Here is a 13,759-nt window from a genome sequence, read left to right on the forward strand (position 1 = left end):
AGACCCTAATGAATTACAACTGGGACTGGGGCGTGTTCTTCAAGTCCACCGGCGTGGGCAGCGAGACCTATCTCGACTGGTTCATTTCCGGTCTGGGCTGGACCATCGCCATCGCCATCGTGGCCTGGATCATCGCCCTGCTGCTGGGCTCGCTGCTGGGCATCATGCGCACCGTGCCGAACCGCATCGTATCGGGCATCGCGACCTGCTACGTCGAACTGTTCCGTAACGTACCGCTGCTGGTTCAGCTGTTCATCTGGTACTTCCTGGTACCGGACCTGCTGCCGCCGGATCTGCAGGAGTGGTACAAGCAGGACCTGAACCCGACCACCTCGGCCTACCTGAGCGTTGTCGTGTGCCTGGGCCTGTTCACCGCCGCCCGTGTCTGCGAACAGGTTCGCACCGGTATCCAGGCGCTGCCACGTGGCCAGGAATCCGCCGCCCGCGCCATGGGTTTCAAGCTGCCGCAGATCTACTGGAACGTGCTGCTGCCCCAGGCCTACCGGATCATCATTCCGCCGCTCACCTCGGAATTTTTGAACGTGTTCAAGAACTCCTCCGTGGCGTCCTTGATCGGCCTGATGGAACTGCTGGCGCAAACCAAACAGACCGCCGAGTTCTCGGCCAACCTGTTTGAAGCCTTCACCCTGGCGACCCTGATCTATTTCACCCTGAACATGAGCCTGATGCTGCTGATGCGCGCGGTCGAGAAGAAAGTCTCCGTGCCCGGCCTGATCTCCGTAGGGGGTAAATGATGGACTTCGATTTCAGTGGCATCGTCCCGGCCATTCCCGGCCTGTGGAACGGCATGCTGATGACCCTCAAGCTGATGGCGCTGGGCGTGGTCGGCGGGATCATTCTCGGCACCCTACTCGCGCTGTGCCGCCTGTCGCATAACAAACTGCTGTCGAACCTCGCCGGCGCCTACGTCAACTATTTCCGCTCGATCCCGTTGCTACTGGTCATCACCTGGTTCTACCTGGCGGTGCCGTTCGTGCTGCGCTGGATCACCGGCGAAGACACCCCGATCGGCGCGTTCACCTCGTGCATCGTGGCCTTCATGATGTTCGAAGCGGCGTACTTCTGCGAAATCGTCCGTGCCGGCGTGCAGTCGATTCCGAAGGGCCAGATGGGTGCCGCACAGGCGCTGGGCATGAGCTACGGCCAGATGATGCGCCTGATCATCCTGCCCCAGGCGTTCCGCAAGATGACCCCGCTGCTGCTGCAGCAGAGCATCATCCTGTTCCAGGACACCTCGCTGGTCTACACCGTGGGCCTGGTGGACTTCCTCAACGCCTCGCGCGCCAGTGGCGACATCATTGGCCGCTCGAATGAGTTCCTGATCTTCGCAGGTCTCGTGTACTTCACCATCAGCTTTGCCGCCTCGGTGCTGGTCAAGCGTCTGCAAAAAAGGTTCGCCGTATGATCTCTATCAAGAACATCAACAAGTGGTATGGGGACTTCCAGGTGCTGACCGATTGCAGCACCGAGGTCAAAAAGGGTGAAGTGATCGTGGTCTGCGGTCCGTCCGGTTCGGGCAAGTCGACCCTGATCAAGTGCGTCAACGCACTGGAGCCGTTCCAGAAAGGCGACATCGTGGTCGACGGCACGTCGATCGCCGACCCGAAGACCAACCTGCCGAAACTGCGTTCGCGCGTCGGCATGGTGTTCCAGCACTTCGAACTGTTCCCGCACCTGACCATCACCGAAAACCTGACCATCGCGCAGATCAAGGTGCTGGGCCGCAGCAAGGAAGAAGCGACCAAGAAAGGTCTGCAACTGCTGGAGCGCGTCGGCCTGTCGGCTCACGCCCACAAGCACCCGGGCCAACTGTCCGGCGGTCAACAACAGCGTGTGGCGATTGCCCGTGCGCTGGCGATGGACCCGATCGTCATGCTGTTCGACGAACCGACCTCGGCGCTGGACCCGGAAATGGTCAACGAAGTGCTCGACGTGATGGTGCAACTGGCCCACGAAGGCATGACCATGATGTGCGTGACCCACGAAATGGGCTTCGCCCGCAAAGTGGCCGACCGGGTGATCTTCATGGATGCCGGCAAGATCATCGAAGACTGCAAGAAAGAAGAGTTCTTCGGCGACATCAGCCAACGCTCCGAACGCGCGCAGCATTTCCTCGAGAAAATCCTGCAGCACTAAAAACCTGCCGGACTCCCCGACAGCAACTGTCGGGGAATCCGGGTGGTTGACCCAAGGCATCTGTGATGAAATGCGACCCCAATCTCTATCGCGCAACCACGCCATCACTTGCCGTGAAACCCCGTCTGATCCGCCATTTGTTCCTGCCGCCACTGGTCATCATCCTGATGGTCGGGTTGGGTTACGCCGGCTTCTGGATCAGTGAACACTTCGGCATTCGCAGCCTCAGCGAAAACGGCCAGCGTCAGCTCGAACTGAACGCCCGTGCCGTCGAAAGCGAAATCAGCAAATACACCTACCTGCCCAGCCTGCTGGAACTCGAATCGAGCGTTTCGCAGTTGCTGGACGACCCGACCCCGGAACACCGGCAAACGGTCAACGATTACCTGGAAGGCCTGAACCGGCGCAGCCGCAGTCGGGCCATCTACGTCATGGACACCACCGGCCGCGTCATGGCCACCAGCAACTGGCGCGATGTCGACAGCTACCTCGGCGAAGACCTGTCGTTTCGCGCCTATTTTCAGCACGCCATCCGCGGCCAGCCCGGACGTTTCTACGGGATCGGCAGCACCAACGGCGAACCCGGCTATTACCTGGCCCACGGCCTGGAAGAACACGGCAAGATCATCGGCGTCGCGGTGGTCAAAGTGCGCCTGGAAGCCATGGAAGAACGCTGGCAACGGGCGCGCCTGGAAGCCTTCGTCAGTGACGAGAACGGCATCATCATTCTCTCCAGCGATCCGGCCCGCCGCCTGAAATCCGTGGTGCCATTGAGCGACGAGACCAAGGAAAAACTCGCCCGCAGCCTCCAGTACTACTGGTTCCCGCTCAACGAACTGCAACCGCTGGCCCGGGAAACCCTGGCCGAAGGCGTGGAAAAACTGACCTTCCCGGCCAACAGCGAAGTCGATGCCGACGAGGAGAACATCAGTTACCTGGCGCAAACCCGGCCGCTGAGCGACACACCGTGGAATTTCACCCTGCTCACACCGTTGCAGGACCTGCGGCGCGAAGCGATCAATCAGGGGATTCTGGTGGCGGTCGCCTTTGCCCTCGTGGCGTTCCTGCTGATTGCCTGGAACGAGCGTCGCAAGGTCATCGCCACCCGCCTCGCCGCCCGGGAAGCCCTGCAGGAAGCCAACAATCAGCTGGAGCGTCGGATTACCGAACGCACCGCCGACCTGCGCGCCAGCAATGACCGGCTCAAGAGTCAGATCCGCGAACGCCGTCAGGCCGAAGAAACCTTGCGCCGTGCCCAGGACGAACTGGTGCAGGCCGGTAAACTCGCGGCCATCGGCCAGATGTCCACCAGCATCGCCCACGAACTGAACCAGCCACTGGCAGCGATGCGCACCTTGTCCGGCAATACGATTCGCTTCCTGGAACGTGGTCAGCTCGACGTCGCCAGCACCAACCTGAAAACCATCAATGACCTGATCGACCGCATGGGTCGGATCACCGCCAGCCTGCGCTCGTTCGCCCGGCGCGGCGACGACAAGGGTCGCGCCAGCCTCGGCAAAGCCGTGGACGCCGCGCTGCAAGTACTCGGTGCCCGTGTCGAAAAAGCCGCCCTGCAAGTGCATCGTCAGTTCATTGATGAGCAAGTGCAGATCGACCAGACACGGCTGGAGCAGATTCTGGTCAACCTGATCGGCAACGCCCTCGACGCCATGCAGGCACAACCGCTGCCGGAGCTGTGGCTGGAAGGCGAAGAATTCGACGGCAAATATCGCCTGCGGGTACGCGACAACGGCCACGGCATCGACGCCGAAGCGCGCAAACATCTGTTCGAGCCGTTCTTCACCACCAAACCCGGCGAACAGGGCCTGGGCCTCGGCCTGACCCTCTCCGCCAGCCTGGCCGCCGCCACCGGCGGACACCTGGGTGTCGAACACCCGGCCAGCGGTGGTACCACCTTCGTCCTCAGTTTACCGTTGGTAAGCCCTACTCCTGCCGAGCCAATATGAACAACGACCTTAGTGTGCTGATCGTCGAAGACGATCCCCATGTGCTGCTCGGCTGCCAGCAGGCCCTGACCCTGGAAGACATTCCCTGCATCGGCGTCGGCAGTGCCGAAGAAGCGCTGGAGCGGGTCGGCGACAATTTCGCCGGCATCGTCATCAGTGACATTCGCCTGCCCGGCATCGATGGCCTGGAACTGTTGACCCGTCTCAAGCAACGCGACCGCAGCCTGCCGGTGGTGCTGATCACCGGTCACGGCGACATCTCCATGGCGGTCGGCGCGATGCAGAAAGGCGCCTACGACTTCATGGAAAAACCGTTCTCCCCGGAACGGCTGGTGGACGTCGCCCGGCGTGCGCTGGAGCAACGCAGCCTGGCCCGCGAAGTCACATCCCTGCGTCGGCAACTGGCCGAGCGCGACTCCCTTGAAGGACGGATCATCGGTCGCTCGCCTGCGATGCAGAACCTGCGCGAACTGATCGCCAATGTCGCCGACACCTCGGCCAACGTGTTGATCGAAGGCGAAACCGGTACTGGCAAGGAACTGGTCGCCCGTTGCCTGCACGACTTCAGTCGCCGCCACACCAAACAATTCGTCGCGCTGAACTGCGGCGGCCTGCCGGAAAACCTGTTCGAAAGCGAAATCTTCGGCCACGAGGCCAACGCCTTCACCGGCGCCGGCAAGCGGCGGATCGGCAAGATCGAACACGCCGACGGCGGCACGCTGTTCCTCGATGAAGTGGAAAGCATGCCGCTGCCACTGCAGATCAAATTGCTGCGGGTGTTGCAGGAACGCACCCTCGAACGCCTCGGTTCGAACCAGAGCGTGGCGGTGGATTGCCGGGTGATCGCGGCGACCAAGTCCGACCTCGACGAATCGAGCAAGGCCGGGGAATTCCGCAGCGACTTGTACTACCGCCTCAACGTGGTGACGCTGGAACTGCCGCCCCTGCGCGAGCGTCGCGAAGACATCCTGCAACTGTTCGAATACTTCACCCAGCAATCGGCCCTGCGCTTCGACCGCGCGCTGCCGGAGCTGGACAACCAGACCCTGTCCAGCCTGATGAGCCACGACTGGCCGGGCAACGTGCGTGAATTGCGCAACGTCGCCGAACGCTTCGCCCTCGGTTTGCCAGCGTTCAAGAAGTCCGGTGCCGGCAGTGGCGGCCAGGGCCTGGCGTTCGCCGAAGCGGTCGAAGCCTTCGAACGCAACCTGCTCAGCGACGCCCTGCAACGCAGCGGCGGCAACCTGACCCAGGCCAGCCTGGAACTGGGCATGGCCAAGACCACGCTGTTCGACAAAGTGAAAAAATACGGCCTGAGCCATTAAGCGAGAACGATGTGGATCTGATTTTCAAGGCAATGATCGGTGCGGCGGTGGTGGTGATCCTCGCCATGCTGGCCAAGACCAAAAACTACTACATCGCCGGCCTGGTGCCGCTGTTTCCGACCTTCGCCCTGATCGCCCATTACATCGTCGGCAAGGGACGCTCGGTCGACGACCTGAAGACCACTATCGTGTTCGGCATGTGGTCGATCATTCCGTACTTCGTGTACCTGGCGACGCTGTACGTGATGGTTGACCGGATGCGTCTGGAAGCTTCACTGGCCGTGGCGGCTGTCGCGTGGCTGATGGCGGCGACGGTACTGGTCAGCGTCTGGGTACGTCTGCACGCCTGACAGCTGCCGTGTGGCAGAGGGTCTGGCCCGTCCCTTGCATTTACCCCCGAAAGCCCGCCCGGCCGGCGCTCATGTTCGATGAGGCCGGTGTCTGGGAGGGTCTGCCAAGGGTGAATTGCGACCTTGAACATTTTAGATCTCGACCACAGCCTGACCGGTCAGGCGTCCATCGCGCGGCTGCTCGACAGCGGCCGCGCCCAACGCCTGGACCTGCTCGACCTCGGCCCGAAACTGCGGCTCTGGTCCAGCGAACGGACCTTTCGCCGCTTTACCGAACGCCTGCGTGAGCGGCCCCGGCACAGCGGCCCTGCACCGGAAATCTTCTTCGTCGGCTCCGGCGACTATCACCATCTGACGCCGGCCTTCCTGACTGACCTGCCCGAGCCGGTAAGCCTGATCCACTTCGACAATCATCCCGACTGGGTTCACTTTGCCCCCCGTCGCCACTGCGGCTCGTGGGTCAATCAGGCGCTGAAACTGCCGAACATCGAACGCATCGTCACCCTCGGGCCGTGCAGCGACGATCTGCAAAATCCGCAGATCAAGGGCGGCAATCTCGGTGCCCTGAAACGCGGTGTGTTGCAGCTGTTCCCGTGGCAGCACCCGCCGTCGAAAGTCTGGGGCCGGGTCGGCGATGGCGCCGGTCATCAGCAACAGGAGAACCTGCTGCACTGGCACAACCTGGCCGATCAGGACTGGACAGCGTTTCTCGACCGGATGATCGCCAGCCTGCCCACCCAGGCGGTTTGGATCACCATCGACAAGGACGTGCTGGCCAGCGAAGACGCCGCGACCAATTGGGATCAGGGCCAGATGCGCCTGAGCCACTTGCTCCAGGCGATCCGCAGCCTGGCCGCCAGCAAGCGCATCCTCGGTATCGACATCTGTGGCGAGTTCGCCCGCCCGGCCTTCAGCAACGCGTTCAAACGCTGGGAAGCCAAGTCCGACCAGCCGCCGGCCGAGCGCTGGAGCGAAACCGATCTGCTGCGCAACTCGGCGACCAATCAAGCGTTGATCGAGTTGTTCGAGGAGCTGTTCCCATGACCTTGACCGTGATTTTGCTGGTGGCGTTTTCCATCGTGCTCGACGTGATCGGCCAGCTCTGTTTCAAACTCGGCCTGGACCGTTTGCCTGAGCTTGAGGGCGGTTTTCGGCTGGGCGCGTTCTGGGGCCAGGTGTTCAACGCACCGCTGCTGTGGTGCGGGATCGGCGCCTACGTGATCGAGTTTTTCGTCTGGCTCGAAGCGCTGTCCCGGGCGCCGCTGAGCCTGTTGTTTCCCGCCGCCGCGCTGGCGTATTGCGGCGTGGTGCTGGCCGGCAAGCTGTTCCTTGGCGAGACCGTCAGCCGCCGTCGCTGGATGGGCACACTGGTGATTACGGCGGGCGTGATGCTCGTGTGTGTCGGCCATGCCTGATTCTCAACTGATACTCAAAAGGAATGGCTCGATGGATTGGCTTCACGGCCGCCTCGGCACCGTGGTGCTCTGGGCGTTGCTGATTATTCTGGAAAGTGGCGGGCAGATCGCAACCAAGGTCGGCGGCGATCAACTGGGGCAAATGGACTTCACCCTGCAATGGCTGCTCAACGTCGCTCAGGCACCCGGTGTGCTGCTGGCGATTGCCTGTTACATCGGTGCGTTCTTTGTCTGGATGCTGATTCTGCGACGCAGCAGCCTGTCCCTGGCGTTTCCACTCAGTTCGCTGGTGTTCGTCGGTGTACTGCTGGGGTCGTGGCTGGGGCTGGGAGAACAGATCAGCGTGCTGCACTGGGTGGGTGTGGCCGTGATCATGGGCGGCATTGCGCTGCTGGCCGAGGGCGAGGAAAACTGAGGAAATCGACGGTGGGAGCCTGCTGGCTCCCACGTTGTGTACGGTTCAATCCTTGCGATGCGCCACCAGAAACCCGAGGCCATGGGCCACCGGAATATCCTTCACCCCCGCCTCCCGCTGCTGCTCGCCAATCTCCCGGTGAAAGGCCTTGACCCGGGTCCAGTGCATTTTCGGCCGGTAGTGGTGTTCGGCGTGGTAGCCGTTGTTCATCCACAACAGGTTGTAGAGCGGGCTGTAGGCGCTGACGCCCCAGGCAATCGGCGAATCCGGGTTGCCGCCAAAATGCTCGTAGTAGCCGTTGAGCGATGACAGCGCCTGACCCAGATACCAGAACGGCAACAACACCAGCACCGCCCGCCAGTCATACGCAGCCAGCCCCAGATAAAACGCCACTGTCACGCCGATTTCCACTTTGACCCAGCGCGCATCGTCGGGACGCTTGCGACGCATCTCGTCGTAGATCGGCTTGGGGTCGTCGCGAAAGAAACTCAAAAAAGTGTAGGCCCAGGGATTCTCGGGCTGGCCGTCCTTGCCCCGCTGGTAGATCGACAGCGGATCGATGGTCTTGCCATCCGCCCCCGGCCGGTCCGAATTGCCCCGGTGATGGCGGTTGTGGATGTCGCGGTAGAGGGTCTGGGAGAAACCGATGGTCACCGACAGCAGCAGGTCAAAGGCTCGGTTGAGCCACGCCGGCGTGAAGTAGGCGTTGTGGATCTGGTTGTGGGAAATGCTGTTGATGCTCCACGACAGGCTCACCGCATAGCCCAGCGCCAAAGGCAGCAACGCCCACCAGGACAGCGCATGAAAGGCTGTGACCAGCCACACGACAAAAGCGAAATGGGCCAGGCCGAGGGCGATGGGAATCAGGTCCCACAGCGAGTGAGCCAGCAGACGATAAACAGGGCGAGCCATGAAGAACATCCTGAAACAATGGGTTCGACACGGCTGTCTGCAAAGGCCAGACCAGTTCCCGCCTGGCTCACTTGAATTTATAGGCGATCGCCATCTGCACCTCGCCCTGATTGGTATCGCCGACGCTTTTGACAATGCTGCTGTCGGCCGCCGAGTTCGTCAGGTGAATCCAGCTGGCGCTGGCCACCAGCGACCACTGCGGCGCGATAGGGAACTCGAAACTCTGGGTCAGCGCAATATTCTGCAAGCCGCCGCCGGCGTTGTACGCACGGATGCCGGAGGCCAGGGCTTCCTTGTCGCTGACGCCGAAGAACGTGTTGTTCTGCCGGGCATTGGCGAAATGCGCGGTCAGATTGCTGCTGCCGATCACGCCGCCGCCCAGTGGATAGCCGATCTCGCCACCGACCCGACCGAGCACGCCGCCCTGCCCGCCGCCACCGCCGATGGCCTGGCCAACGGACGCGAACACCCGCCAGAAGTCGGCCGGGGCGTACTGCACGAAACCACCGGCCTCGGCCATGTCGGGCACATCGCGCAACCCACGCAATTCGCCGTTGGAGGTACGGCCCGGCAGGTAATTCACATACGGACCGGCGCTGAAACCGTTGGCCTTCAAGGCGCTCCAGGTCAGGCCATCGTCGGTGCTGAGGCTGACATCGCCCCAGTCCAGATCGAGATACGGTATCGGTCGGGTTTCATAACGGCTGCCGCTGGGATCATGAGGCTGATAACCCAGGCCCACGCCCGCCTCCCCGGTAATCCCCTGCGCCATTGCGCCTGCTGAAAAAGCGCTCAGCGCCGCCAGTAAAAGCAGTGTCTTCCTCTTCATGAGGCCATTCCTTTAATTGAACATGCGCGCATCAATCCCCGGATGCCGCCCACCGCGCAAGCACTCATGTTGTTTGTAGCAAGCTACAAAAATTGTAGCTTCGAATCGCCAAAGCACCTCATCAGCCCCGCCAACAAGGGGGCCGAAGCACTTGGCACAGTCCCTGCTCTACCCCTCGGCAAGCGCACACAACGCGCTCTGACCAATAGGTAATGCAGATGATTGACTGGCATATCGTGTGTGATTTCGACGGGACCATCACCCGCACCGACGTGATCGACAGCATTCTCGAACGCTTCGCCGACCCGAGTTGGGAAGTGATCGAAAACCAGTGGCTGGCCGGTGAAATCGGTTCCCGTGAATGCCTCAGCCGCCAGCTCTCGCTGGTCAAGGCCACGCCCGGCCAATTGCTGGAATTCTTCGACAGCATCGAGATCGATCCGGACTTCCCCGACTTCGTCGACCACGCCATCGGCCTGGGCGCATCGTTCGAAGTGGTCAGCGACGGCATCGAACAAGGCATCGCGCGGATTCTTTCGCGCAACTACGTGACCCTGCTGCCGATCCTCGCCAACCGCCTGCGACAGCTGGATCACGAAAGCTGGCGCATCGACTTTCCGTATTCCAGCGATGCCTGCCGCGCGGCCTCCGGCAACTGCAAATGCAAATCCACGCCCGGCAACAAACGGGTGCTGGTGATCGGTGACGGCCAGTCCGACATGTGCGTGTCGTCCACCGCCGACTTCGTCTTCGCCAAGGGTCGCCTCGCCGAATACTGCGAACGCAACGCGATCCCTTACGCCCGCTTCGACAGCTTCGCTGAACTGCCGGCGCTGCTGGCCCTGCTGCCAAAGGCCAGCGCCGCCAACGCCACCTCTTTCAATGCCGAAGCTTTCAACTCGGAAACTTTCAATACAGAAACACAGGAACTCTTCCACCATGTCTGATATTCGAATTGCTACTGCGGAAGACCAGATTCTTCTGGAAAAAGAAGCCAAGTACTGCTCCTACGGCGACACCGTTCACTACATCGAACCGCCGCGTATTTTCAGCCGCTGCGAAGGCTCCTACGTCTGGGACACCGAAGACCAGGCCTACCTCGACCTGCAAATGTGGTACTCGGCGGTCAACTTCGGTTACGCCAACCCGCGCCTGAACAACGCGCTGAAACAGCAAATCGACACCCTGCCGCAGATCGCCAGCCAATACCTGCACAAAGGCAAGATCGAGCTTTCGGAAATGATCGCCGTGGACGCCAAGAAGAAGTTCGGCCTCGACGGTCGCGTGCACTTCAACGTCGGCGGTTCGCAGTCCATCGAGGACTCGCTGAAAGTCGTGCGTAACGCCAGCAACGGCAAAAGCCTGATGTTCGCCTTCGAGGGCGGTTACCACGGTCGTACCCTCGGCGCCTCGTCGATCACCTCCAGCTACCGCTATCGCCGCCGCTACGGCCACTTCGGCGAACGCGCCAACTTCATCCCGTTCCCGTACCACTTCCGCGGCCCGAAAGGCATGACCAAGGAAGAGTACGGCAGCCACTGCGTGCAGCAGTTCGCCCGTCTGTTCGAAACTGAATACAACGGCGTCTGGGACCCGAAAGTCGGCCAGAGCGAATACGCAGCGTTCTACGTCGAGCCGATCCAGGGCACCGGCGGCTACGTGATTCCACCGATGAACTTCTACAGCGAACTCAAGCATGTGCTGGACCAGCACGGCATCCTGATGGTGGTCGACGAAATCCAGATGGGCTTCTATCGCACCGGCAAGCTGTGGTCGATCGAACACTTCGACGTCAAACCGGACGTGATCGTCTTCGGCAAGGCACTGACCAACGGCCTCAACCCGCTGGGCGGCATCTGGGCCAAGGAAGAACTGATCAACCCGAAAGTCTTCCCGCCAGGCTCGACCCACTCCACCTTCGCCTCCAACCCGCTGGGCACCGCCGTGGGCCTGGAAATGTTCAAGATGACCAGCGAAGTCGACTACGGCGCGATGGTCATGGCCAAGGGCAAATACTTCCTCGAAGGCCTGCAGGACCTGCAGAAACGCTACCCGATCATCGGCGACGTCGATGGCCTGGGCCTGGCCCTGCGCTGCGAAATCTGCGGCCCGGACGGTTTCACCCCGGACAAGGCCACCCTGGACTTCATGGTCGAAGAAGGCATGAAAGGCGACATCGAGATCGACGGCCGCAAACTGGGCCTGATCCTCGACGTGGGCGGCTACTACAAGAACGTGATCACCCTCGCGCCATCGCTGGAAATCAGCTACCCGGAAATCGACCTGGGCATCGCCCTGCTCGACCGTCTGCTGGCCCGGGCGATGAAACGATGAACGCTGCCGGGATCGATCTGGGCGAAGGCGACGCCGGTTTCGTTCTCGGCACAGGGGAGGTCGCGGTGTTGTTGATCCACGGCCTCACCGGCACCCCGACGGAGTTGCGTCGGGTCGCCGTGGGACTGGCCAAGGCCGGTTGCACGGTGTACGTGCCGACCCTCGCCGGGCACTGCGGCGGCAATGCCGATTTGCAGGCCACCGGCTGGCGCGACTGGTACGAAGGCGTGCGCAAGACTTTCGTCGGCATCCGTCGCCAGCACAGCAAAGTGTTTGTCGGCGGCCTGTCGATGGGTGCGGTGATGTCGATGTACGTGGCGTCCGAGCATCCGGGTCAGGTGGCCGGGTTGCTGATGTATTCCACGACCCTGAAATACGACGGCTGGAGCATCCACAAACTGGCGTTCCTGACGCCGTTGCTGATGAAAATCCCGTTCGGCGTGCACATCTGCAAGTTCGAGGAGAAACCACCCTACGGCATCAAGAATGAACGCCTGCGGGCCATCGTCGAACGGCAGATGAAGGAAGGCCACAGCAGTGAGGCCGGCCTGCTGACCATGGAGGGCGTGACCGTGCGCGAACTGCATCGGATGAACGCCGTGGTGCGCAAACGCATGCCTTCCATCACGGTGCCGGCCCTGGTGCTGCACTCCATCGAGGACGACATCACCAGCCGCTGGAACGCCGACTACGTGGAACGCAAGCTCGGTGGCGAAGTGGTGAAGATCCTGCTGGACGACTGCTATCACATGATCACGGTCGACCTGCAGTACCGACGCGTCGTGGAACTGAGTGTGCAATTCGTCCAAAACCACCGCACCGACCTGCCGCTCACCGCGCCCTCCCTGCCGGCCGAGGAATACCGGCAGCGGGCGTGAGTCGACTGCAAAACGATATGCCTTGCCGGTTAAGGAAACGACGTGATCACGGCCCAAGCCTTTTCAACCATCGAAGCGATTGATCGCGACGCATGGAATGCCTGCTTTCCCGAGGAGCTCGAAGACTGGGCCTATTATCGCGCCGTCGAACAGGCCGGCATCGACGGCTTCCAGTGGCGCTACCTGGCGCTGTTTGAAGACAACCACCTGATTGCGGCGGTCGTGGCCTTCACGACCGCCTATTCGCTCGACACCACCCTGCAGGGCACCGGCAAACGCTTGAGCCAATGGCTGCGCAATTGCTGGCCGGGGCTGTTCGACATCCGCCTGTACGCCCTCGGTTCGCCGGTGGCGGAGCAGTGCCACGTCGGCACCCTCCCGTCTATTGATCAGACCCGCTGGCCTGACCTGTTCGCGCGCCTGCTGAAACTGGCTCGCGAGGACGCGGACCAGGCCGGAATCGGCCTGCTGGCGGTCAAGGATGCTTCCCACCGCAATCCGCAATGGCTCCAGGCCTGTCGCGAGGCCGGGTTGCAGAGCATGCCGGGGTTGCCCGGTGCCGAGCTGCCGATCACCTTCGCATCGGTCGACGCCTACCTCGGCACCCTGGGCAAATCCACCCGCAAGGACTTGCGCCGGACCCTGCGTGGTTCGGGCCCGCGCATCGAATGGCGGCGCTCGGTCGACGACCTGCTGCCGACCATGATGCGTCTGTACGAAGCGACCCTGGCCCGCAGCGACCTGACGTTCGAGTGCCTGCCGGCTGCGTACTTTCGCCAGGTGCTGGAACACCTCGACGAGCGTGCCGCCTGCGTTTTGTACTGGGTCGGCGATGAGCTGGTAGCGTTCAACCTGGTGCTGCTGGACGAACAACGGCTGGTCGACAAGTTCTTTGCCCACGATCTGGCCCGGACCCGCGAGCACAAACTGTACATGCGCAGCTGGCTGGCCAATGTCGGCTACTGTATTGAACACCGCATCCCGATCTACGCGTGCGGCCAGGCCGGTTATGCCAGTAAGCTGCGCCTGGGTTGCTCGTTCGTCGGCAACACCGTGTTTTTCCGCCACCGCCATCCCGTGCTCAATCAACTGCTGCGGCTGGTGAAGTTATTCATCCGCCCGGATCGTACCGACCCGGCCATGGCGACTGCGATAAGCGAACAACAATAAGCGAGCA

The 13,759-nt window shown here is 61.8% G+C and carries 15 protein-coding genes; 13 read left to right on the plus strand and 2 right to left on the minus strand.

Annotation, left to right across the window (positions count from 1 at the left end; translation table 11 throughout):
- The first annotated feature begins 8 nt into the window (after positions 1-8).
- The 9 genes from AC1RME_RS17660 to AC1RME_RS17700 all read left to right on the plus strand — a co-directional run bounded on the left by AC1RME_RS17660 (position 9) and on the right by AC1RME_RS17700 (position 7,629).
- On the plus strand, positions 9-755 hold the full coding sequence (locus AC1RME_RS17660) for an amino acid ABC transporter permease (protein ID WP_096818474.1): 747 nt from the start codon (positions 9-11) through the stop codon (positions 753-755).
- Positions 755-1,426: an amino acid ABC transporter permease gene (locus AC1RME_RS17665; protein WP_096818476.1), complete on the plus strand. Its 672-nt coding sequence runs from the start codon at positions 755-757 to the stop codon at positions 1,424-1,426. Before AC1RME_RS17660 ends, AC1RME_RS17665 begins: the two co-directional genes overlap by 1 nt.
- Entirely contained in the window at positions 1,423-2,157 is a 735-nt protein-coding gene (locus AC1RME_RS17670; RefSeq protein WP_007953170.1) for an amino acid ABC transporter ATP-binding protein, read from the plus strand. The genes AC1RME_RS17665 and AC1RME_RS17670 overlap by 4 nt, the downstream gene beginning before the upstream one ends.
- A 65-nt stretch (positions 2,158-2,222) precedes the next feature.
- Complete coding sequence (gene aauS, locus AC1RME_RS17675; RefSeq protein WP_096818478.1) at positions 2,223-4,124, plus strand: two-component sensor histidine kinase AauS; 1,902 nt, start codon at positions 2,223-2,225, stop codon at positions 4,122-4,124.
- Positions 4,121-5,449, plus strand: coding sequence for a two-component response regulator AauR (aauR, locus tag AC1RME_RS17680; protein WP_493091579.1), 1,329 nt, complete (start codon positions 4,121-4,123; stop codon positions 5,447-5,449). The genes aauS and aauR overlap by 4 nt, the downstream gene beginning before the upstream one ends.
- Positions 5,450-5,469: 20 nt before the next feature.
- On the plus strand, positions 5,470-5,799 hold the full coding sequence (locus tag AC1RME_RS17685) for a GlpM family protein (protein WP_173861349.1): 330 nt from the start codon (positions 5,470-5,472) through the stop codon (positions 5,797-5,799).
- 123 nt (positions 5,800-5,922) lie between these two features.
- Entirely contained in the window at positions 5,923-6,843 is a 921-nt protein-coding gene (locus AC1RME_RS17690) for an arginase family protein (protein WP_493091580.1), read from the plus strand.
- Positions 6,840-7,214, plus strand: coding sequence for a DMT family transporter (locus AC1RME_RS17695; RefSeq protein WP_085730163.1), 375 nt, complete (start codon positions 6,840-6,842; stop codon positions 7,212-7,214). The genes AC1RME_RS17690 and AC1RME_RS17695 overlap by 4 nt, the downstream gene beginning before the upstream one ends.
- A gap of 31 nt (positions 7,215-7,245) precedes the next feature.
- Positions 7,246-7,629, plus strand: coding sequence for a DMT family transporter (locus AC1RME_RS17700; protein ID WP_373874115.1), 384 nt, complete (start codon positions 7,246-7,248; stop codon positions 7,627-7,629).
- 45 nt (positions 7,630-7,674) lie between these two features.
- Here the strand turns inward: AC1RME_RS17700 and AC1RME_RS17705 are convergent, their stop codons facing one another.
- Both AC1RME_RS17705 and AC1RME_RS17710 read right to left on the minus strand, forming a co-directional pair.
- Positions 7,675-8,541, minus strand: coding sequence for a fatty acid desaturase family protein (locus AC1RME_RS17705; RefSeq protein WP_493072502.1), 867 nt, complete (start codon positions 8,539-8,541; stop codon positions 7,675-7,677).
- A gap of 67 nt (positions 8,542-8,608) precedes the next feature.
- Positions 8,609-9,370, minus strand: a complete 762-nt coding sequence (locus tag AC1RME_RS17710) for a MipA/OmpV family protein (protein ID WP_096818491.1) — start codon at positions 9,368-9,370, stop codon at positions 8,609-8,611.
- A gap of 218 nt (positions 9,371-9,588) precedes the next feature.
- Between AC1RME_RS17710 and AC1RME_RS17715 the strand changes: the two genes are divergently transcribed.
- From AC1RME_RS17715 to AC1RME_RS17730, 4 genes are read left to right on the plus strand one after another with little or no spacing between them, the layout of a single operon-like run.
- Complete coding sequence (locus AC1RME_RS17715) at positions 9,589-10,317, plus strand: HAD-IB family phosphatase (protein ID WP_096818663.1); 729 nt, start codon at positions 9,589-9,591, stop codon at positions 10,315-10,317.
- Positions 10,310-11,704 (plus strand): aspartate aminotransferase family protein, encoded by a 1,395-nt coding sequence (locus AC1RME_RS17720; protein ID WP_096818493.1) that lies wholly within the window; start codon positions 10,310-10,312, stop codon positions 11,702-11,704. The genes AC1RME_RS17715 and AC1RME_RS17720 overlap by 8 nt, the downstream gene beginning before the upstream one ends.
- Entirely contained in the window at positions 11,701-12,582 is an 882-nt protein-coding gene (locus AC1RME_RS17725; RefSeq protein ID WP_493091581.1) for an alpha/beta hydrolase, read from the plus strand. Before AC1RME_RS17720 ends, AC1RME_RS17725 begins: the two co-directional genes overlap by 4 nt.
- Positions 12,583-12,624: 42 nt before the next feature.
- Entirely contained in the window at positions 12,625-13,752 is a 1,128-nt protein-coding gene (locus AC1RME_RS17730; protein WP_493091582.1) for a GNAT family N-acetyltransferase, read from the plus strand.
- Positions 13,753-13,759 lie beyond the last annotated feature (7 nt).

This window comes from Pseudomonas sp. GW822-FHT03F08 (assembly GCF_058801265.1).

What these genes read in the sequence shown, in the direction of transcription:
- AC1RME_RS17700 (WP_373874115.1), top strand. Translation starts at nt 7,246, where the DNA reads ATGGATTGGCTTCACGGCCGCCTCGGCACCGTGGTGCTCTGGGCGTTG.
- AC1RME_RS17710 (WP_096818491.1), bottom strand. Translation starts at nt 9,370, where the DNA reads ATGAAGAGGAAGACACTGCTTTTACTGGCGGCGCTGAGCGCTTTTTCA.
- AC1RME_RS17665 (WP_096818476.1), top strand. Translation starts at nt 755, where the DNA reads ATGGACTTCGATTTCAGTGGCATCGTCCCGGCCATTCCCGGCCTGTGG.
- AC1RME_RS17660 (WP_096818474.1), top strand. Translation starts at nt 9, where the DNA reads ATGAATTACAACTGGGACTGGGGCGTGTTCTTCAAGTCCACCGGCGTG.
- AC1RME_RS17705 (WP_493072502.1), bottom strand. Translation starts at nt 8,541, where the DNA reads ATGGCTCGCCCTGTTTATCGTCTGCTGGCTCACTCGCTGTGGGACCTG.
- aauS (WP_096818478.1), top strand. Translation starts at nt 2,223, where the DNA reads ATGAAATGCGACCCCAATCTCTATCGCGCAACCACGCCATCACTTGCC.
- aauR (WP_493091579.1), top strand. Translation starts at nt 4,121, where the DNA reads ATGAACAACGACCTTAGTGTGCTGATCGTCGAAGACGATCCCCATGTG.
- AC1RME_RS17670 (WP_007953170.1), top strand. Translation starts at nt 1,423, where the DNA reads ATGATCTCTATCAAGAACATCAACAAGTGGTATGGGGACTTCCAGGTG.
- AC1RME_RS17720 (WP_096818493.1), top strand. Translation starts at nt 10,310, where the DNA reads ATGTCTGATATTCGAATTGCTACTGCGGAAGACCAGATTCTTCTGGAA.
- AC1RME_RS17725 (WP_493091581.1), top strand. Translation starts at nt 11,701, where the DNA reads ATGAACGCTGCCGGGATCGATCTGGGCGAAGGCGACGCCGGTTTCGTT.
- AC1RME_RS17695 (WP_085730163.1), top strand. Translation starts at nt 6,840, where the DNA reads ATGACCTTGACCGTGATTTTGCTGGTGGCGTTTTCCATCGTGCTCGAC.
- AC1RME_RS17715 (WP_096818663.1), top strand. Translation starts at nt 9,589, where the DNA reads ATGATTGACTGGCATATCGTGTGTGATTTCGACGGGACCATCACCCGC.